Source organism: Polaromonas sp. P1_F2, from assembly GCF_056405735.1.
Map to the genome: position 1 here is coordinate 38,387 of NZ_JBFUBN010000019.1, position 19,563 is coordinate 57,949.

Sequence of the window (19,563 nt, forward strand, 5' to 3'; positions counted from 1 at the left end):
TCTACCTATCGATAGGTAGATAACATCTCATTCAAGATTATCTCTATCGGTAAATCCGTCATTTTAACCTATCTACCACTTGGTAGTTATTGAAAGCTCACATGAAATTATTCGACAACCCTGGCACCCCCAATCCCGCGCGTATCCGCATCGTTCTGGCCGAAAAGCAATTGGACGGCCAGCTTGAATTTGAAAAAGTCAGCCTCATCAGCGCCGAACACAAGCAGGAAAGTTTTCTGGCCAAAAATCCGCTCGGCGTCCTCCCGGTACTCCAGCTCGATGACGGCCTGTACCTGTCCGAAAGCACCGCGATCACGGAGTACCTCGACAACCTCGACGGCGCCCCGACGCTCACGGGCAGGACGCCCCGGGAAAAGGGCGTGATCCACATGATGCAACGGCGCGCGGAGGCCATGGTGCTCGATCCGATCGGCATCTATTTCCACTATGGGACGCCCGGCCTTGGCGCCGGCCTCCTTCCGTTCAAGAGCCCGGACTGGGCGCATCGCGGCGAATGGGCCGGGCGCGAGCGCGCCAAAGCGGAGTCGGGCCTGGCGTATTTCGACCAGGTGCTCGCGGCCACGCCCTATGTCGCCGGCGAGGACTTCTCGATGGCCGACATCACGCTGTTCGCGGGCCTGCTTTTTGCCGATGTCGCCGGGATTCCCGTTTCCAGGGACCACATAGCACTCCAGGCATGGCGCGCCAGGGTGGCGGACCGCCCCAGCGTCAGGAACCGCAGCGGCCAGTCGCTTGACGCGGACGACCTTCGCCGCCTCGGCTTTTAAGCGCCACGCCTTTTCCCTTCCATCCCCATCTCACAGATCGAAAAAATGACCAGCAACTTTCCTCATCAAAACCAGGCCGCGGAGCCCACACGTGTTGCGCGCCGCAGTCTCATGCTCGGTGCCGCTGGCGTAGCCGCCGCCGGCCTGGCGGCTGTGCCGACCCTGGCTGAAGCCAAGGCCAAAGCTCAAGCTCGCACCGCCGGAGCAAAGCTCGGCTCCAACACCTTCACCACCCAGGACGGCACGATCCTCTATTACAAGGACTGGGGGAGCGGCCCGGCCGTGGTTTTCAGCCACGGCTATCCGCTGTCCTCGGATGCCTGGGAAAACCAGATGATGTTCCTGCTGCACAAGGGATTTCGCGTCATCGCGCTGGACCGACGGGGTTTCGGCCGTTCGAGCCAGCCCGGCAAGGGCTATGACTTCGACACGTTCGCCGACGACCTGGCGACCCTGGTTGAACTGCTGGACCTCCGGCAAGCGACCTTCGTCGGGCATTCGATGGGCGGCGGTGAAGTCGCCCGCTACATCGGCCGCCATGGCGAGAAGCGTGTCGCGAAAGCGGCGCTGATCGCCGCGGTCACGCCCTTCCTGCTGAGAACGCAGACCAATCCCCACGGCGCACCGGTGGAGGTCTTCGACGGCTTCCGCGCCGCTGTCCAGGCAGACCGCTCCCAGTGGAACAAGGACGTGTCCATGCCCTACTACAGCTACAACCGCCCGGGCGCAAAGGTATCGGAGGGCGTCAGAGAAGAATACTGGCGCCAGGGACAAGCCACGGGAATGCTCGCCGCCTATCACGCGATCGGCGCATTTTCCGAGACCGACTTCCGGGAGGACCTGAAGAAGATCAGCGTTCCGACGCTGATCGTGCACGGCAGCGACGACCAGATCGTGCCGCTCGAAATTTCAGGCGCGCTGTCGAAGGCCCTGGTCAAAAATTCCGAACTGATCGTCTACGAAGGCGGCTCGCACGGCTTGGTCGTCACGCAAAAAGACAGGCTCAACGCGGACCTGCTGGCCTTCCTGAAAGCGTAGCGCCGGCGTGGCGACCCCATCGCACCGGTTTCAGTGCAAGGCGCTTTTTTTCTGAGTACCGGGCACGCAGTCCGGGCATCGCGCAGGCGTGTCGATGCCCGGATTGCCCGACGGCTATACCCCTTCAACCGGGCCGGATATATCGGTGCGGCAAGCCGCCGACGATCGGCGCCTGTTCAGGCCGCAAAGCTCCTCTATTTGGCAAGGTGTTGATCCAAGACAAGCTTTCCGTGGAATGCCGCCCGCATAGTCAGAACTGCCGAACCGGCACAAAAGACCAAGGAAAGCCACATGAAACGGACCCTCCCCCCAGGCGCCATCGCCGCTGCCACCTGCATCCTCGCCGCGGCTTTGTCCGTGCAGGCGCAGCCCGCGGCGCACCCGGCACATGCCGCTGCCGCATCCGGCGCCACGTCAAGTGCTGCGACACCCGCCGGGACCAGGCGCTACGAACTGCACACCAACATCGTCGACGGAAAAATGGTGTTCGTCGGCGACAAGGGGCAGGTGAACCCGACCCTCACGGCCAACGCGGGCGACACGATCGAGATCGTGCTGGAAAGCGGGGAAGGCGCGGAGCACGACCTGGTGATCCCCGAACTGAACGTCGCCTCGCCGAAGTTCAGCGGCAGTAGCGGCAAGGCCACGCTGCGCTTCAAGGTCCCGCGCTCCGGCACTTTCACTTACTACTGCTCCATCCCCGGCCACCGGCAGATCGGTATGGAAGGCCGGCTGCAGGTCAGCGGCCCCGCCGTCGCCCAAGGCACGGCGCCGGCCGGCAGCGACTCCAGCCAGGCCGCGCTTGCGCTCTACACCCCGGCCCCCGTGCCGCAGCGCGCGGCCGATCCGTCCGCGGTCAGCGTGGCCGCCAACCCGGCCGCGGTGCCTCCCGCCATAGGGGCCCGGGCGCCCAGGACCCTGAAGTACCGCATGGAAACGGTCGAGCTGCCCGGCAAGCTCGACGACGGCACCAGCTTTACCTACTGGACTTTCAACCGCCAGGTGCCCGGCCCGATGCTGCGCGCCCGCGTCGGCGACACCATCGAGCTGACGCTGGCCAATGCCCGCGACAGCAAGATGATCCATTCGATCGACCTGCACGCGGTGACGGGCGGCCACGGCGGCGGCGAACACACGCAGGTCGCTCCGGGCCAGGAGAAGGCCTTCACCTTCAAGGCGCTCAACCCGGGCCTGTACGTGTACCACTGCGCCACGCCTTTGGTGCCGCAGCACATCGCGGCCGGCATGTACGGCATGATCCTGGTCGAGCCCGTGGACGGTTTGCCCAAAGTGGACCGCGAGTACTACGTGATGCAGGGCGAGATGTACACAGGCCGCCCGCACGGCGCCAAGGGGCACCAGGAGGCCGACCTCGAGAAGATGGCCAATGAGCTGCCAGACTACTACGTCTTCAACGGCGAAGTCGGCGCGCTGAACAAGACCCACAAGCTGCAGGCCAAGGTGGGTGAAACCGTGCGCATCTACTTCGGCGTCGGCGGCCCCAACAAGATCTCGTCTTTCCACGTCATCGGCGAGATCTTCGACACCGTGTACAGCGAAGGCTCCTTCACGGGCCTCAAGCACGACGTGCAGACCACGCTGGTGGCGCCCGGCGGCGCGACCATCGTCGAGATCAAGGTCCAGCACCCCGGAAGCTACCTGCTGGTGGACCACGCCTTGTCGCGCGCCGGCAAGGGCGCGGTGGGCGTGCTCGAAGTCACCGGCGAGCCGGTTCCCGGCGTCTACAAGGCCGGCGTGCTGTAAGCACGTCCCCTCACCTTCGACCTAGGAGAATCCCATGGGCTCATACAAAAAACTCTGGTTCACGCTGATCGGCGTGCTGATCGTCACCTTCTCGCTGCTGGGCTACTACGGCACCGAGGTCTACCGCCAGGCGCCACCCATCCCCGCGCAGGTGACCGCACCGGACGGCAAGGTCCTGTTCGACCGCGAGGGCATCCTCGACGGCCAGACGGCCTGGCAGTCGGTGGGCGGCATGCAGCTGGGCTCCATCTGGGGCCACGGGGCCTACCAGGCGCCGGACTGGACCGCCGACTGGCTGCACCGCGAATTGACCTCATGGCTGGAGCTGGCCGCGCAACAGTTGCACGGCAAGCCCTATGCCGCGCTCGACGGACCGGCGCAAGCCGCGCTGCGCGAGCAGCTCAAGGCCGAGTACCGCGGCAACCGTGTCGACCAGGCGGAGGTGCTGAAGCTGTCGGAACGCCGCGTCCAGGCCATCGCCCAGACCGCCGGGTACTACGACAAGTTGTTCTCCGACGCGCCCTCGCTCCAGAAAAGCCGCGAGCACTTCGCGATGAAGGAGAACACGCTGCCGAGCGCCGAGCGGCGCCGGCAGATGACGCAATTTTTCTTCTGGACCGCCTGGGCCGCCGCGACCGAGCGTCCCGGCCAGAAAGTCACCTACACCAACAACTGGCCCCACGAGCCGCTGATCGGCAACCGGCCGAGCAGCGAGAACATTGTCTGGTCGATCGCCAGCATTGTGGTGCTGCTGGCCGGCGTGGGGTTTCTGGTCTGGGCCTGGGCCTTCCTGCGCGACCACGACGAGCCGCTGCCGGCACCCGCCGCGCGCGATCCCCTGACCACCTTTGCGCTCACGCCCTCGCAGCGAGGCCTGGGCAAGTACCTGTTCCTGGTCGTGGCCTTGTTCATCTTCCAGGTGTTCGTCGGCGGGTTCACCGCGCACTACACCGTCGAAGGGCAACAGTTCTACGGCATCGACGTCTCGCAGTGGTTTCCGTATTCGCTGACCCGCACCTGGCACATCCAGGCCGCGTTGTTCTGGATCGCCACCGGCTTCCTGGCCGCGGGCCTGTTCCTCGCGCCGCTGATCAACGGCGGCAAGGACCCGAAGTTCCAGAAGGCCGGCGTGGATGTGCTGTTCTGGGCGCTGGTCGTCGTCGTTGTGGGTTCCTTCACCGGCAATTACCTGGCGATCGCGCAAGTGATGCCGCCCGAATGGAATTTCTGGCTCGGGCACCAGGGCTACGAGTACGTGGACCTGGGACGCCTGTGGCAGATCGGCAAGTTCACCGGCATCCTGCTGTGGCTGGTGCTGATGCTGCGCGGCGTCATCCCGGCGCTTCTGAAGAAAGGCGGCGACAAGAACCTGCTCGCGCTGCTCACCGCCTCGGTGGGCGCCATCGGCCTGTTCTACGGCGCCGGCCTTTTCTACGGCGAGCGCACCCACCTGTCGGTCATGGAGTACTGGCGCTGGTGGGTGGTCCACCTCTGGGTGGAAGGCTTCTTCGAGGTCTTCGCCACCACGGCACTGGCTTTCATCTTCTCCACGCTCGGCCTGGTGTCGATACGCATGGCCACGGCCGCGAGCCTGGCATCGGCGTCCCTGTTCATGCTGGGCGGCATTCCCGGAACCTTCCACCACATGTACTTCGCCGGCACCACCACGCCGGTGATGGCGGTGGGCGCGAGTTTCAGCGCGCTTGAGGTGGTGCCGCTGATCGTGCTGGGCCACGAAGCCTGGGAGAACTGGCGGCTCAAGGCGCGCGCCGCCTGGATGGAAAACCTCAAGTGGCCGATGATGTGCTTCGTCGCCGTCGCCTTCTGGAACATGCTGGGCGCCGGTGTCTTCGGCTTCATGATCAACCCGCCGATGTCGCTGTACTACATCCAGGGGCTGAACACCACGCCGGTGCACGCGCATGCCGCGCTGTTCGGGGTCTACGGATTCCTGGCGCTGGGTTTCACGCTGCTGGTGCTGCGCTACCTGCGCCCGGACTACCGGTTCAGCGCACCGTTGATGAAAACCGCGTTCTGGGGCCTCAACGCCGGCCTGGTGCTGATGATCTTCACGAGCCTGCTGCCCATCGGGATCATCCAGTTCCACGCCAGCGTCAGCGAAGGCCTGTGGTATGCGCGCAGCGAGGAATTCATGCAGCAGCCCCTGCTGCAGAACCTGCGCTGGGCGCGCACCTTCGGCGACATCGTGTTCATCGTCGGCGCGATGGCGATGGCGCTGCAGGTGGTGCTGGGCCTGCTGGACAAGGCCCCCAAGCTGCCGCAACCCGAGCGGCGCCTGGGCGAGGCACGCGGTTGAGCAGGGGCATCCGCCGGTCAGGCTCTTGCAGGATTGCGCAAGACCTGCAGCCGCGAGGACGGCGCGCGCAGGCCACGCATCACTTCACCGCGGCGCGAGCGGCTTCGGCCTTGCGTTTGGCTTCGTCGGCCTTGTGTTGCAAGTCCTGAGCTTCCTTCTCCGCGTCCTTGGCCTTGGCTTCCTTGTCGGACGCGGGGCTGCCGGCCAGCGCATTGCCGGCGAGAGTGCCGGCAGCCGCGCCCACGGCGACCGCGCCCATGGTGCCCATCAAGCCAGGCCCGCGGGCAACGGGGGCGGCCGCGGCTGCCGGCGCTGCGGTGACTGCGGGAGCGGCGGCGGGAGCAGCCGCGGGTGCCTGGGCCTTAGCCGCTACTGGAGCGGTTGGCGCATTGCCGGTCCGGGTGGCCGGCATCGACCGGCCCCCGCTGCCGATTCGTTTGGCGAATGCCAGCGAGGGAACGGTCATTGAAGCGATGGTCACGGCGATCACGGTAGCGGCGGTGGCGCGAAAAGAAGTGTTCATGGTGTTCCTGAAATAAAAATGGATGAGAAAGAGAGGGCTGCCTGGCTCAGTCGAATATTTCGCTGAGCCATGACTTGGGCTTGCGCCTGCCATACCCGCTGTGGTGGCGATAGTCCGAATCCTCGAAATCAGGACGGCGGGCGGGCTGCTGATAGGCCGGCTGCGGAGCGGATGCGGCGGCCGTGTCGCGCGCGATGAGCTTGTCCAGCTCACCGCGGTCCAGCCACACGCCGCGGCATTGAGGGCAGTAGTCGATCTCGACGCTTTGGCGCTCCGTCATGACCAGGGTGACGTCATTGCAATGAGGGCATTTCATAAGTTTCTCCTTGACCTTGAATTAGTCGTTGCTGCCGCCGAAGCCGAAGAGGCTCAGCAGGCTGGTGAAAAGGTTGAACAGCGAGACGAAGAGGCTGACGGTGGCCAGCACGTAGTTGGTCTCGCCGCCGTTCACGATGCGGCTGGTTTCAAACAGGATCATTCCCGCCGAAAGCAAGGCCACCACGGCCGACACGGCCAGCGCCAGCGCGGGCAGTTGCAGGAAGATCGCGGCCAGGCCGGCCAGGATCGCGATCACCATGCCGGCGAACAGGAAGCCGCCCATAAAGCTGAAGTCACGGCGTGTGGCCAACACCCAGCCGGACAAGGCCAGGAAGGTCACGCCCGTCGTGCCAAGCGCCAGCGTCATCGCCTGCGCGCCACCCGGCAGGGCCAGGTGCATGGCCAGCACGGGCCCCAGCGTGTAGCCCATGAAGCCGGTGAGGGCAAAAACCGCCGGGACAGCCCAGCCGCTGTTCTGCACCTTGTGGATGAGGAACAGCAAGCCGAAATACCCGGCCAGCGTGATGATCAGCCCCGGGGGCGGCAGCTTGAAGACGACGCCCAGTGCGGCCATGGCGGCGCTGAACAGCAGCGTCATGGACAACAAGGCATAGGTGTTACGGAGCACCTTGTGCTTTGCGATGCCGGCAACCCAGCCTGAGGCGGGACGCGTGGTTTGAGATGGGAAAGCTAAGGGTCGGTTCATGGTTTTCCTTTCGTGGATGCAGACAATCTGCGGAGGGTCATTACAGAATAGGACTCTCATGCACAAAGAAAAAGCAGACAATTGTTGAATAACGATCCCGTGAAACCTGAAGATGAGCCTCGCATTCAACTACCGGCACCTGTACTATTTCTGGGTGGTTGCCAAGGAAGGCGGCATGTCGCACGCCGCGGCGCGGCTGGACATGGCGGTCCAGACCATCAGTGCGCAAGTGCGCGAACTGGAACGGGACCTGGGATGCCAGCTGCTCAAACCCGCCGGGCGGGGCCTGGCCCTGACCGAAGCCGGCGACCTGGCGCTGCGCCAGGCCGAGCAGATTTTTCAGTTGGGCGAAGCGCTACCCGAACTGGTGCGCAGCGCCGCCCAGGCGAAATCGGTCCGGCTGACGGTAGGCATTGCGGACGGCCTGCCCAAGTTGGTGGTGCAGCGCCTGCTACAGCCGCTGCTGGGCACACCCGGGCTGCGGCTCGTCTGCCACGAAGGTGAGATGGCCGACCTCCTGGCCGACCTGGCCATGCACCGGCTGGATGTGGTGCTGTCCGACCACCCCGCACCCTTCAATCCGCACCTCAAGGTGCACAACCATTCGCTGGGCACTTCAGGCATGGGCTGGTATGCGTCGCAGCACTGGTGGAAGCTGGCCCGGAAAGATTTCCCCGCGTCACTGGGCAAGGTACCCGTCCTGCTGCCCACGTCCCATTCCACTGTTCGCGGGCCGCTGGACCAGTGGCTGCTACAGCACGGGCTGCGCCCGCGCGTGGTCGGGGAGTTTGAGGACAGCGCCCTGCTGGAAACCTTTGGCGGCAGCGGCCTGGGCGTTTTCCCCGCGGCGCTGTCGGTACAGGACGACCTCATGAAGCGCCACCAGGTCCGCTTGCTGGGTCCTTGCGAGGGGGTGGATGAGCACTACTACGCGATCAGCACCGAGCGCAAGGTGAAGCACATGCTGGTCCAGCACCTGTTCACCCGCGCCTGATCTGCAACGCAGCCCCCGTATTACGACGACCCCGGTTGGCCCTGCGTACCTTCGCAGTCCGGTGTGCGGAGGGGCAAGGCGTCGTATGGAATCAAGAGAGCCAAGAGTGCGCTCGCAATACCCCCATGCGAAGTGCGACATGCGTTGGCCGATTGCATCGGCAAAGCCACGACGATAGACTTCATCGCATGTGTTCCACCCCTATCAAGGTCGCGTCCAGCGAGACATTCCGCGCCGCGCTTGCTTGCCATGCGCGCCGCTTGATCGTGAGGATGGGTGTACACGTTTGTCAGCCGGCCGCACATCACTAAGCCCGGCGATCCACCCCTACTCTTTTCGCGCAAACTTCAGATCGCCGGGCGCCAAGTCTGCGCTTTGACGCGTGTCTTCTCTATACAGACCAGCGTCCGCACACTGAAGGAACGCTTCGTGAAAACTTCCCTTGTTGACCGTACGCTCACAGAACTGGACCATGTCCGGATCCTCAATCTTTTGCGCCGCGATGCAGGTGGCAATGGATTCCCGTCACTGCGGCGAGCCGTCGAGGAAATGCTCGACACCTCCGCTTTCGTACCATCAAAGCAGGTACAGCCTGATGTGGTGACGATGAACTCAGAGATCCTGCTGCGTGATCTGCAGACCAGCCAGCTCAACACGCTGACACTGTGCTATCCCCAGAACGCCGATCCGGCGATGGGTTTTGTGTCCGTACTGTCGCCGGTGGGCATCAGCCTGCTTGGGCTACGGGTGGGCAGCGTCGCACGCTGGGCCACACCCGGGGGCGACGAAAGGGCAGCCGAGATTCTGGCGGTGCCTTTTCAGCCGGAGTCCAGAGGCGACTACACGACTTAGAAGGCGCGCGGCCGGGCATGCCTTAGCCTGAAGCTCCGCGACCGCCCAAGATCCGCTGCGCATCGTTCTCAAGCGTGATGGCATCGTCGAAGTGGCCAAGGCCGATGTCATTGAGGACCCGTTTGAAGCTGGCCGCAACCGCGGGTTGAAGCGACGCCAGCCTGGCGCCGATTTGCCGGGCCGCCGATTCGAGTTCCCCGTCGGGGACCACTTTCCAGACCAGGCCCCAGGCCTGCGCCTGCGCGGGTGAGAACTCCTCGCCCAGCAGCATCAGCGCCTTGGCGCGCGCAAGGCCTGCATAGGCGGGCAGTGTTGCGCTTAATCCGCCCGTCACAAACACCCCGAGCGACGCCTCCGGCAGTTTGAAGCGGGTGCTTTCCCCCGCGACCACAATGTCCGCATTGAGCATCCACTCGAAGCCGGCGCCGACAGTCCAGCCATGAACTGACGCGACCACCGGCTTGGGCAAGGTCACCAGCGCTTTGGATACAGCCTGCACCAATACCAAATCGTCTTCGGTGGGGGGCGCACCAACGTCCCTTCCCGCACAGAACGCCCGGCCCTTGCCGCGCAGCAGCAGCACCCGGACGCTATCGTCGCGCGAGGCCTGGTCGATGGCGGCAAGAAGCGCGCGGGCCAGCTCGTTGTCAATCGCATTGAGTTTGTCCGGGCGGTTCAGGGACACGGTCATGATGCCGTCCGCGGACTCGACCAGCAGCTTGGGAGTTGTTGTCATGGGTGTGATTCTGGACCGGGAAGCCATTAGCGAACGGATAAATTTCCGGCTCAATGGTTTTCTCCCGGGCCGTACACACACCGGCCGGGAGCGGCGGCTTTACCGCGCCGGCTTCAGGTCCGCAGCCCAGGCTCGGTCAGGGGGTCGGTCGATGGCCGCGGTTTGGCCTGCGCATAGCGCTCTACCGACAGGTCGTCGGCGCGGATCTCGGGTGCACGGCCGCTCATGACGTCAGCCAGTGCGCGCGCCGAGCCGCAGGCCATGGTCCAGCCCAGCGTGCCATGGCCGGTGTTCAGGTACAGATTGGGCAGCGGCGTGCGGCCCACGAGCGGTGTGCCGTCCGGGGTCATGGGCCGCAGGCCGGTCCAGAAGGTAGCGGCCTCGGCGTGGCCCGCGCCGGGGAACAGCTCGTTCAGGCACAGTTCCAGCGTTTCGCGGCGCCGCGGGTTCAGGCGCAGGTCAAAGCCGCGCAGCTCCGCCATGCCGCCCACGCGGATGCGGTGCTCAAAGCGCGTGATGGCGATCTTGTAGCTCTCGTCCAGCACGGTCGACACCGGCGCGCGGCCCGCGTCGGCGATGGGTACGGTGATCGAATAGCCCTTGACCGGATAAACGGGAATCTTCACCGCTTCGGCCAGCATGGCCGTGGAATACGAGCCCAGCGCCATCACATAGGCATCGGCCGTGAGCAGGCGACCGCCCTGAAGTACGCCGGCCACGCGGCCCGCGCTCAGCTCCACGCGATCAATGGCCTCGCCAAAGGAGAAACGCACGCCCATGGACTGGGCCAGATGCCCCAGCCGGGTGGTGAACAAATGGCAATCCCCGGTTTCGTCGCCGGGCAGGCGCAGGCCGCCGGCCAGCGGCCCTGTGGCGATGGCGGGTTCCGCGCGCGTCAACTCGTCAGGCCCCAGCAGTTCGTAGGGCACGCCCGCGGCGCGCAGCACGGCCACGTCCTTGCCGACGGCGTCGAGCTGCGCCTGGGTGCGGAACACCTGCAGCGTGCCGCCCTCGCGGCCTTCGTAGCGCAGGCCGGTGTCTTCGCGCAGCCGCGCCAGGCAGTCGCGGCTGTATTCGGCCAGCCGCAGCATGCGCTCCTTGTTGACCGCATAGCGCCGCGGGCTGCAGTTGCGCAGCATCTGCCACATCCAGCGCAACTGGTCCATGGAGCCATCCAGGCCGATGGCAAGAGGCGCGTGCTTCTGGAACATCCAGCGCAGCGCCTTGAGCGGCACGCCGGGCGCGGCCCACGGCGCCGCGTAGCCCGGCGACACCTGGCCGGCGTTGGCGTAGCTGGTCTCCAACGCCGGGCCGGGCTGGCGGTCGACCACCGTCACTTCGTGGCCCGCCTCGGCCAGGTAGTAGGCCGTGGTGGTGCCGATGACGCCGGCACCCAGGACCAGCACCTTCATGTCAAATTGCCTTGGCAAACGTATTTTGTGTGCAGGTATTCGTCCAGGCCCCAGTGCGAACCTTCGCGGCCGTAGCCCGATTCCTTGACGCCGCCGAAGGGCGCGGCCTGCGCCGCGATGGCGCCTTCGTTGATGCCGACCAGACCGGTCTCCAGCGCGGAGGCCACGCGCCAGACGCGCTTGATGTTGTTGGAGAAGAAGTAGCCGGCCAGGCCGAAAGGCGTGTCGTTCGCCTGCGCGATCACCTCGTCTTCGCTGCTGAACCGGAAGATGGGCACCACCGGGCCGAAAGTCTCCTCGCAGGACAGCTCCATGTCGGTCGTCGCGCCGGTCAGTACCGTGGGCGCATAGTAGTTCGGGCCGTTGGCAACTTCCGTGCGCACGCGGCTTCCGCCCACCACCGCCTTCGCGCCCTTGGCCACGGCGTCGTTCACGTGGCGCTCTATCTTGTCCACCGCGCGGCCGTTGATCATCGGGCCGATCTCGGCCTCCGCCCAGCTGGCTGGGCCGACCCGCAAGGCGCCCACGCGGGCCGCCAGCTTGTCGACGAAGCGGTCATGCACGGCCTCGTGCGCGAACACGCGATTCGGGCTCACGCAGGTCTGGCCGCCGTTGCGGAACTTGGCGGCCATCAGGCCCTCAACGGCGGCGTCCAGGTCGGCATCCTCGAACACGATGAAGGGCGCGTTGCCGCCGAGCTCGAGCGACAGCTTCTTGACCGTGCCGGCCGACTCGCGCGCGAGCACCTTGCCCACGGCCGTGCTGCCGGTGAAGCTGACCTTGCGCACGCGGCCGTCGCGCAGCCACTCGCCCACCACCTCCGGCGTGCGCTCGCGCGAGGCGGGCACGATGTTCAGCACGCCGGCGGGCACGCCGGCTTCCTCGGCCAGCTTCACGAGGGCCAGGGACGTGAGGGGCGTGTCTTCAGCGGGCTTGGCCACCACCGTGCAACCCGCCGCCAGCGCGGGGGCGATCTTGCGCGCGATCATCGCCGCGGGAAAATTCCAGGGCGTGACCACGGCGACGACGCCAACGGCCTCTCGCAGCACCAGGAAGCGCTTGCTGGACACCGGCGCGGCGATGATCTCGCCATGGGCGCGCACGCCCTCTTCAGCGAACCACTCCACATAGCCGGCGCTGTAGGCGATTTCGCCGCGCGACTCCGCGAGCGGCTTGCCCTGCTCGCGCGAAATCAGTTCGGCCAGCGGCTCCACGTCGCGCTCGATCAGCGCCTGCCATTTTTTGAGGATCAGGCAGCGCTCGCGCGGCGGGCGTGCCTTCCAGGCGGGCAGCGCCTGCGCCGCCGCGTCGGCGGCCAGCCGCGCGTCCGCCGCGCCGCCGTCGGCCGCCAGGGTGATCAGGCTGTCGTCGGCGGGATTGCGCACCTCGAATTGGCGGCCGTCCTGGGCCGCCTGCCAGCGGCCCGCGATGTAGTTCAGTGTTTGCATGTCAGTTCAATCAAGTTCAGTTCAGAAAAAATTCACGCTGGCGCCCAGGCGCCGATCTCCAGGCGCGCGCGGCGCTCACGGGACCGGGCCTTAGGGATCAGGCCGTGCACTCGCGCGGTTGCACCTGGGTCTGCTGCAGCTTCAGCAATTCGTCGGCGCTGCGGTGGCAGAAGACTTCCACGCCGCCTTCGAGCTCATGCCGCGGCGGCGTCTTGCTGTCGCACAGGCCGGCCACGCGCAGGGGGCAACGGTCCAGGAAGCTGCAGATGCCCGCGCGGTCGACCGGCGCCTGCACCAGCGGCAGGGCCGCGCGCTGCGCCGCCCCGACCTCGTCCAGCCATCCCGGGCGCAACTCCGGAACGGAGTTGGCCAGCAGGTGGAAATACGGATGGCGCGGCGCATGCGCGAAAGCCGAGCGCGTGAGCGACTCCACCTTCTGGCCGGCGTACAGCACCACGATCTCGTCGCACACCGCGCGCACGGTGTTCATGTCGTGGCTGATGAACATGTACGACACCCCGAGGTCCTTGCGCAGCTGCGCCAGCAGGTCCAGGATGGCAGCGCCCACCACCGTGTCCAGCGCGGAGGTGACTTCGTCGCACAGGATCAGGTCGGGGTCGGCGGCCAGCGCGCGCGCCAGGTTGACGCGCTGCTTCTGCCCGCCGGAAAGCCCCGCAGGCAGGCGCCGGGCGCACGCCTGCGGCAGCTGCACGAGGTCGAGCAGCTGCGCGATCCGCTTGTCCAGCGCCTCGCCTTTCAGGCCGCGGTACAGCTGCAGCGGCCGCGCGAGGATGTCGGCGATGGTGTGCGAAGGATTGAGCGCCGTGTCCGCCATCTGGAACACGATCTGGATGCGGCGCAGCTCCTCGGGCGAGCGCTGCGACACCAGGCGCGGCAGCGGCTTTCCGTCGAACATGATCTGGCCGCCGGCGGGGCCTATCAGGCCGGCGACGGCGCGGGCCAGCGTGGTCTTGCCGGAGCCGGACTCGCCGATGACGCCGATGGCCTGGCCGCGGTACAGGGTCAGGCTCACATCGTCGAGCACCGGCGAGGCGGGCCGGCCGTGCTTGTCCAGGGGCCCATAGCCGGCGACCAGGTTGCGCACCTGCAGCAGCGGCGTGGCGCCCTCGGCCACCGTCTCGCCGCTGCGCGCCTTGGGATTCGCCGCGGCGATGAGGCTGCGCGTGTAGTCGTCCTTCGGCGTGTTGATGATCTGCGCCGTCGTGCCGATCTCGCGCTCGGCGCCGTCGCGCAGCACCAGGATGCGGCCGGCCATCTGGGCCACCACCGCCAGGTCGTGCGTGACGTAGACCGCCGTGGTCCGGCGCTCGCGCACCACGCGGCGGAAGGCGTGCAGCACCTCGATCTGGGTGGTGACGTCCAGCGCCGTGGTGGGTTCGTCGAAAATCACCAGGTCCGGGTCGCTCATCAGCGCCATCGCGGCCATCAGGCGCTGCAGCTGCCCGCCCGAGACCTGGTGCGGGTAGCGCTGGCCGATGCTGTCGGGCTGCGGCAGCGCCAGCTCGCGGAACAGCGTCACGGCTTTTTTCTCGGCCTCGGCGCGCGGCATCAGCGAATGGATGTGGGCGGTTTCCACCACCTGGTCCATGATGGTGCGCGACGGGTTGAAGGAAGCGGCGGCGCTCTGCGCGATGTAAGAGACACGGCGGCCGCGCAGGCGGCGCCGTTCGGATTCAGACAGGCCCAGCACATCGGTGTCGCCGATACGCACGCTGCCGCCGGCGATGCGGCAGCCGTGCCGCGCATAGCCCATGAGCGCCAGGCCTATGGTGGTCTTGCCGGAGCCGGATTCGCCGATCAGCGCCAGCACCTCGCCGGGCTCGATGCGGAAGGAAACGCCTTTGACGATCTCGGTTTCGCCGCCGGCGGCCTGCGCCACGACGCGCAAGTCGTTTACGAGGACAGTGGCACCCATTAATGTTTCTCCCGGTCTGCGTCGGTATGTCCCGGCAGGTTGTCGATCACCAGGTTGACCGCGATGGTCAGCACGGCGATCGCGAAGGCCGGGGCGAGCACGGAGACACCGCCCACCGGCAAGGCACCGAGGTTCTCGCGCACCAGGGAACCCCAGTCGGCCATCGGAGGCTGCACACCCAGGCCCAGGAAGCTCAGGCTCGCCAGCAGGCGCAGGGCGTAGACGAAGCGCAGGCCCATGTCGGCCAGCAGCGGGCCGGTGATGTTGGGCAGAATCTCACGGCGCATGATGTAGGCCCGGCGTTCGCCGCGGGCACGCGCCACCAGCACGTAGTCCATGGCGTTGATGTTCACGGCCAGCGAGCGGATGATGCGGTAGGCACCCGGCGCGTAGACGACGGCCGTCACCGCGATCAGCAGCGGGACCGAAGAGCCAAAACCGGCGATCACCACCAGCGCGAACATCTTGCTCGGGATGGACACCAGCGTGTCCAGCACGCGGCTGAGCACCGCGTCGACCGCGCCGCCCGCCACGGCGGCCAGCAGGCCGAGCACCGCCCCCACGCCGCAGGCGATCAGCGTGGCGACAAAGGCCACGCCGATGGTGTAGGGTGTGCCGACAACGATGCGCGTGAGCATGTCGCGGCCCAGGTAGTCGGTGCCCAGCCAGTGCTGCGCGCTCATGCCCTGGAACACGCCGGCGTCGGACATCTCGCCCAGCGCGCTGTCTGGCACGAAGCAGGCGAAAATCCCCACGGCCACCCAGAACGCCAATACGGCCAGCCCGAGTTTGCCGGCACGCGACCAGCCCGCGAGCCAGGCGCGGCGCCGGGTGGCGGCCGCCGAAGGAACAAGTGTTGCAATATTCATAGGAAAGCCTTCGCGCTGCGCGCTGCGGTGCTCATTGATGCCTCAATCGCGGGTTGGCGACGATGCCGCACACGTCGGCGAGCATCACCAGGACCAGGTAGGCCGAGCAGAAGATCATGGCGCAGGCCTGCACCAGCGGCATGTCCCGCTGCGCGACGCCGTCCACCATGAGCTTGGCGATGCCCGGGTAATTGAAGATCACCTCGACGATGATCACGCCGCCCAGCAGGTAGGACAGGCTCAGAGCCACCGCGTTGGCGATGGGGCCGATGGCGTTGGGCAGCGCGTGGAACAGCACGGTGCGCGCGGCGCTCGCGCCTTTGAGCCGCACCATCTCGATATAGGCCGCGGCCAGCTGGTCGATGACGGCCGCGCGCGTCATGCGCAGCATCTGGGCCACGATCACGCTGCCCAGGCTGAGCACCGGCAACGCGAAGGAACGCAGCATCTCGCCCGGCGACGAAACGTCGACCGCGTACGAAAGCGCGGGGAGCCATTTCAGCTGCACCGCGAACACCAGCACGGCCAGCGTGGCCACCAGGAATTCCGGCACCGACACGACGGCCACCGTCGCCATGCTGGTGAAACGGTCGAAAGCCGAGCCGCGCCGCAAGGCGCACAAAATGCCCAGGCCGAGAGCCAGCGGGACGGAAAACACCGTCGTCACCGCGGCCAGCTGCAGCGAAGCCGGCAGGCGGCTGGCGACGGCCTCACCCACAGGCATGCCGGTGACCACGGACTTGCCCATGTCGCCCTTGGCCATGCCGCCCAGCCAGTCGAAGTAGCGCAGCATCGCGCTGCGGTCCAGTCCCATCTCCTTGCGCAGCGCCGCCACCGCCTGGGGCGTGGCGTCCTGCCCCAGCGTCTCTTCGGCCGCGTCGCCGGGCAGCACGGAGGTGATGGCGAACACCACCGCCGACACCGCCAGCAGCGAGCCCAGGCCCGCGAGGATGCGGCCGCCGACCAATCGCAAGATCGTCATGTTCATACGAGGCTCTTCCATCCAAGTGCCGGCGCGGAACCGGCTTTGCCGGGCCGCAGAGGGCGCCCCCTCGAGGGGGAAGCGCCGAAGGCGCTACGGGGGGGAGTCACGCTTCTATCCACACGTGTTCGGCGAAGCTCGAGCCCATCATTCCGCCCAGCGGGATGGGACTGAGGCCCTTGAGCTTCTTGCTGTGGCCGTCCAGGCTGGAGAGGAACATCGGAATGCCGATGCCGCCTTCGTTGTGGATCATGACCTGCATGTCGGCGTACATCTGGGCGCGCTTGGCCTGGTCGGTTTCGCCGCGGGCGGCCACCAGCAACTGGTCGAACTTCTCGTTCTTCCAGCCGGACTCGTTGGTGGGGGAGTCGGACTTGAAGAACAGGGTCAGGGCCAGGTCGGCCGTGGGACGCGTGTTGATGTTGCCGAAATTGACCGGGTGCTTCATCCAGTGCTGCGACCAGTAGCCGTCGGCCGGCATGTTGCGCACGTCCAGGTTCAGGCCGGCCTGCCGCGCCGCATGCTGCAGCACCAGGGCCATCTCCACCGAGCTGGTGGCGGCCGTCGAGGCCACCACAGGGATCGTGGCGCTGCCCAGATTGGCCTTTTTCAAGTGCCACTTCGCCTTCTCGGGATCGTAGGGGCGCTGCTTCAGGCCTTTGAAGAAGAAGCGGTTGCCCGGATCGATGGGCTGATCGTTTGCCACGACGCCACGGCCCAGCTGGATGGACTTGAGCATCTGCTCGCGGTTGAACAGCAGCTTCATGGCCTGCACGAAGTCCGGGTTGCTGCCCGGGCCGCTGTCGCGCCGCATGATCAGATCGGTATACGAAACGCCCTTGGTCTCGAAGATGGCTGCCTTACCGCTGGCGTTGACGCGGTCGATCGAGCGCGGGTTGACCCGGCCGATCAGATCAAGTTCACCCGCCAGCAGCGCGTTCACGCGCGCCGTTTCGTCGCTGATGCCCACGTGCTCGATCTCGTCCAGGTAAGGCCGGTTGGACTTCCAGTAGTTGTCGTTGCGCACGGCGATCGCGCGCACGCCGGGTTTGAACTCCTTGACCTTGTACGGCCCCGTGCCGATGCCCGCGTTGAAGTCGGTCGTGCCATCCTTGACGATGTGGAAGTGGTAGGTGCCCAGGATGGCCGGCAGGTCGGCGTTGGGGGCCACCAGGCGGATGGTGACTTCATTGGGGCCGGTGGCCGTCACGTCCTCGATCTGGTCAGCCAGCACCTTGGCCTTGGAGCCGATGGCCGGGTTCTTGTGGCGCATGATGGAGAACACCACGTCGGCCGGCGTGAGCGGCTTCCCGTCGTGGAAGGTCACGCCCTTGCGCAGCTTGAATATCCAGGTCTTGGCGTCCTTGGTGCTGAACTCCTCGGCCAGCTGGGGCTGCGGTGTCAGGCTCGCGTCCAGGTAGGTCAATCCGTTGTAGAACATGAAGCCGCGGGAATAGTCGGTGCCGTTGCCCTGCTTGGCCGGGTCCAGGGTGTCGCTCACCCCGGAAGTGGCTTCGGCGACCCTGATGCGGCCGCCCTTGCGCGGCGTTGGCGTTTGTGCCTGTGCATTCGCGGCAAAGCCCGCGATGCTGCCGGCCAGGGCCGCCTGCATGCCGCCGGCCGTCAACATGGCCAATACATCGCGCCGGCTCGCGCCGCGTTGCAACGCACCCAGGATGCGTGTGCTCTCTTCGGGGCCGATGAGGCCGTTCAGCTGCTTGTTATCTGCCATGGTTTTCTCCTAGTCATCTCGTGGGTGGGGTAAAGGCATTGGAGCACCTGCCGACCGGGGATATACCTCGATCACGCCGGGGCGCTTGGTTAAAACTGCGGTTTTGCGGATAGCCGGCGGCATGGTGTGCGGCGTGCCCCCGACGGCTTGCCGCCCGGCCGGGGCCGGCCGCCCTTGCGATGCCGCGGCGCGCGCGGGGCACCCGGCGCACGGCGAAACCAGTCGGCGTGCCGCGGCAATCGAAGCCGGTGGACTTGGGACGAAAGCTCATGAAAAGCGTCCTCCTGGAAGGGGTGGTGCAAAGCCTGTGCCGGTTTGCCGGCGCCATGCAATGAATGCTATTGAACCATCGCCGCAGATGCTGCGGTTGTGCGCCGCTTGCGCACCGTTCATGCCGAATGCCCAGGCTGAAACGGCAGATCAATTCCAGGCAAGGGCGTACCATGAATCCGATTCTTTTGAGAGGGAAAGCATGGAATATGACGACACAATGCGCGGCCGGCTGCCGTGCACCGCACGCGGTTTTGGCAAGGGCAACTTCATCACGGGGCAGCGCGGAATCCGCTGCACTGCAGCAAAGGATGTGCGCCCATGAATGTCTCCCTTGTCGAACGCCTCAAAGCCGCCGGCCGGCTGGATCGCCTGTTCATAGACGGCGAGTGGGTCCTGCCCGCAGGGCAAGCCCGGGCCAGCGTCATCAACCCGTCGACCGAAGAACCCATCGCGCAGATCGCCCTGGGAAGCGCCGAGGACGTCGCAACAGCTGTGGCCGCAGCCCGCAGCGCCTTCGCCACCTGGTCTGTCAGTTCTCCCGAAAGCCGGGCCTTGCTGCTCGGCCGCATCCACGCCCTGATCCTCGAACGCGCAGAACTCTTCGCCCAGGCGATCTCGCTGGAGATGGGCGCCGCCATCGGCTTTGCGCGCAGCACACAGGTGCCGGTCGCGGCCGAGCACATCCGCGTGGCCCGTGACAACCTGGCCAGCTATCCCTTTCTCTCCCACCGAGGCGACGTGACTATCCAGCGCGAAGCCATCGGCGTGTGCGGCCTGATCACCCCCTGGAACTGGCCGCTCTACCAGATCACCGCCAAGGTCGGCCCCGCCCTGGCCGCCGGATGCACCGTCGTCCTCAAACCCAGCGAGCTGTC

Annotated in this window: 18 protein-coding genes; 8 read left to right on the forward strand and 10 right to left on the reverse strand. The window is 66.3% G+C overall.

The features are described from left to right. Positions 1–101 precede the first annotated feature (101 nt). The 4 genes from AC1D0O_RS24375 to AC1D0O_RS24390 all read left to right on the forward strand — a co-directional run bounded on the left by AC1D0O_RS24375 (position 102) and on the right by AC1D0O_RS24390 (position 5,907). Positions 102–788, forward strand: a complete 687-nt coding sequence (locus AC1D0O_RS24375) for a glutathione S-transferase family protein (protein ID WP_477656066.1) — start codon at positions 102–104, stop codon at positions 786–788. A 45-nt stretch (positions 789–833) separates the two neighbouring features. Next, positions 834–1,826 carry an alpha/beta fold hydrolase gene (locus tag AC1D0O_RS24380; RefSeq protein ID WP_477656067.1) on the forward strand — a complete coding sequence of 331 codons (993 nt, stop codon included), beginning with the start codon at positions 834–836 and terminating at the stop codon, positions 1,824–1,826. A gap of 291 nt (positions 1,827–2,117) precedes the next feature. Then, entirely contained in the window at positions 2,118–3,590 is a 1,473-nt protein-coding gene (gene nirK, locus AC1D0O_RS24385; protein ID WP_477656068.1) for a copper-containing nitrite reductase, read from the forward strand. 34 nt (positions 3,591–3,624) lie between these two features. Then, on the forward strand, positions 3,625–5,907 hold the full coding sequence (locus AC1D0O_RS24390; RefSeq protein WP_477656069.1) for a nitric-oxide reductase large subunit: 2,283 nt from the start codon (positions 3,625–3,627) through the stop codon (positions 5,905–5,907). A gap of 79 nt (positions 5,908–5,986) precedes the next feature. On the opposite strand, the gene AC1D0O_RS24395 is transcribed toward AC1D0O_RS24390, so the two are convergent. Genes AC1D0O_RS24395 through AC1D0O_RS24405 form a run of 3 tightly spaced genes read right to left on the reverse strand, consistent with a single transcriptional unit; the run spans position 5,987 to position 7,454 of the window. Continuing rightward, positions 5,987–6,430 carry an ABC transporter substrate-binding protein gene (locus tag AC1D0O_RS24395; protein ID WP_477656070.1) on the reverse strand — a complete coding sequence of 148 codons (444 nt, stop codon included), beginning with the start codon at positions 6,428–6,430 and terminating at the stop codon, positions 5,987–5,989. Positions 6,431–6,476: 46 nt separating this feature from the next. Then, positions 6,477–6,746, reverse strand: coding sequence for a TFIIB-type zinc ribbon-containing protein (locus AC1D0O_RS24400; protein WP_477656071.1), 270 nt, complete (start codon positions 6,744–6,746; stop codon positions 6,477–6,479). 21 nt (positions 6,747–6,767) lie between these two features. Beyond that, a complete protein-coding gene (locus AC1D0O_RS24405; RefSeq protein ID WP_477656072.1) occupies positions 6,768–7,454 on the reverse strand; it encodes a Bax inhibitor-1/YccA family protein in 687 nt (228 codons plus the stop codon). Between the two features lie 112 nt (positions 7,455–7,566). On the opposite strand from AC1D0O_RS24405, the gene AC1D0O_RS24410 reads away from it, so the two are divergent. Together AC1D0O_RS24410 and AC1D0O_RS24415 are read left to right on the forward strand one after the other, a co-directional pair. Next, on the forward strand, positions 7,567–8,448 hold the full coding sequence (locus AC1D0O_RS24410; protein ID WP_477656073.1) for a LysR family transcriptional regulator: 882 nt from the start codon (positions 7,567–7,569) through the stop codon (positions 8,446–8,448). Between the two features lie 429 nt (positions 8,449–8,877). After that, positions 8,878–9,300, forward strand: coding sequence for a GreA/GreB family elongation factor (locus AC1D0O_RS24415; RefSeq protein ID WP_477656074.1), 423 nt, complete (start codon positions 8,878–8,880; stop codon positions 9,298–9,300). 22 nt (positions 9,301–9,322) lie between these two features. Here AC1D0O_RS24415 and AC1D0O_RS24420 read toward each other — a convergent pair whose 3' ends face one another. From AC1D0O_RS24420 to AC1D0O_RS24450, 7 genes are all read right to left on the reverse strand, one after another. Then, the gene (locus AC1D0O_RS24420; protein WP_477656075.1) at positions 9,323–10,036 is read right to left on the reverse strand and encodes an enoyl-CoA hydratase/isomerase family protein; all 714 of its coding nucleotides are present in this window, start codon (positions 10,034–10,036) and stop codon (positions 9,323–9,325) included. Positions 10,037–10,149: 113 nt separating this feature from the next. After that, positions 10,150–11,448, reverse strand: a complete 1,299-nt coding sequence (locus tag AC1D0O_RS24425; RefSeq protein WP_477656076.1) for a D-amino acid dehydrogenase — start codon at positions 11,446–11,448, stop codon at positions 10,150–10,152. Beyond that, positions 11,445–12,896 carry an NAD-dependent succinate-semialdehyde dehydrogenase gene (locus AC1D0O_RS24430; RefSeq protein WP_477656077.1) on the reverse strand — a complete coding sequence of 484 codons (1,452 nt, stop codon included), beginning with the start codon at positions 12,894–12,896 and terminating at the stop codon, positions 11,445–11,447. Before AC1D0O_RS24430 ends, AC1D0O_RS24425 begins: the two co-directional genes overlap by 4 nt. A gap of 97 nt (positions 12,897–12,993) precedes the next feature. After that, the gene (locus AC1D0O_RS24435) at positions 12,994–14,832 is read right to left on the reverse strand and encodes an ABC transporter ATP-binding protein (RefSeq protein ID WP_477656078.1); all 1,839 of its coding nucleotides are present in this window, start codon (positions 14,830–14,832) and stop codon (positions 12,994–12,996) included. Next, on the reverse strand, positions 14,832–15,701 hold the full coding sequence (locus AC1D0O_RS24440) for an ABC transporter permease (protein ID WP_477656079.1): 870 nt from the start codon (positions 15,699–15,701) through the stop codon (positions 14,832–14,834). Before AC1D0O_RS24440 ends, AC1D0O_RS24435 begins: the two co-directional genes overlap by 1 nt. A 31-nt stretch (positions 15,702–15,732) precedes the next feature. Further along, entirely contained in the window at positions 15,733–16,689 is a 957-nt protein-coding gene (locus AC1D0O_RS24445) for an ABC transporter permease (RefSeq protein ID WP_477656080.1), read from the reverse strand. A 100-nt stretch (positions 16,690–16,789) separates the two neighbouring features. After that, positions 16,790–18,415 (reverse strand): ABC transporter substrate-binding protein, encoded by a 1,626-nt coding sequence (locus tag AC1D0O_RS24450; protein ID WP_477656081.1) that lies wholly within the window; start codon positions 18,413–18,415, stop codon positions 16,790–16,792. 331 nt (positions 18,416–18,746) lie between these two features. Between AC1D0O_RS24450 and AC1D0O_RS24455 the strand changes: the two genes are divergently transcribed. Both AC1D0O_RS24455 and AC1D0O_RS24460 read left to right on the forward strand, forming a co-directional pair. Beyond that, complete coding sequence (locus AC1D0O_RS24455) at positions 18,747–19,010, forward strand: hypothetical protein (protein WP_477656082.1); 264 nt, start codon at positions 18,747–18,749, stop codon at positions 19,008–19,010. Continuing rightward, positions 19,007–19,563: aldehyde dehydrogenase family protein (locus tag AC1D0O_RS24460; RefSeq protein ID WP_477656083.1), on the forward strand; the 557-nt coding region annotated here is incomplete at its 3' end. The genes AC1D0O_RS24455 and AC1D0O_RS24460, both read left to right, overlap by 4 nt.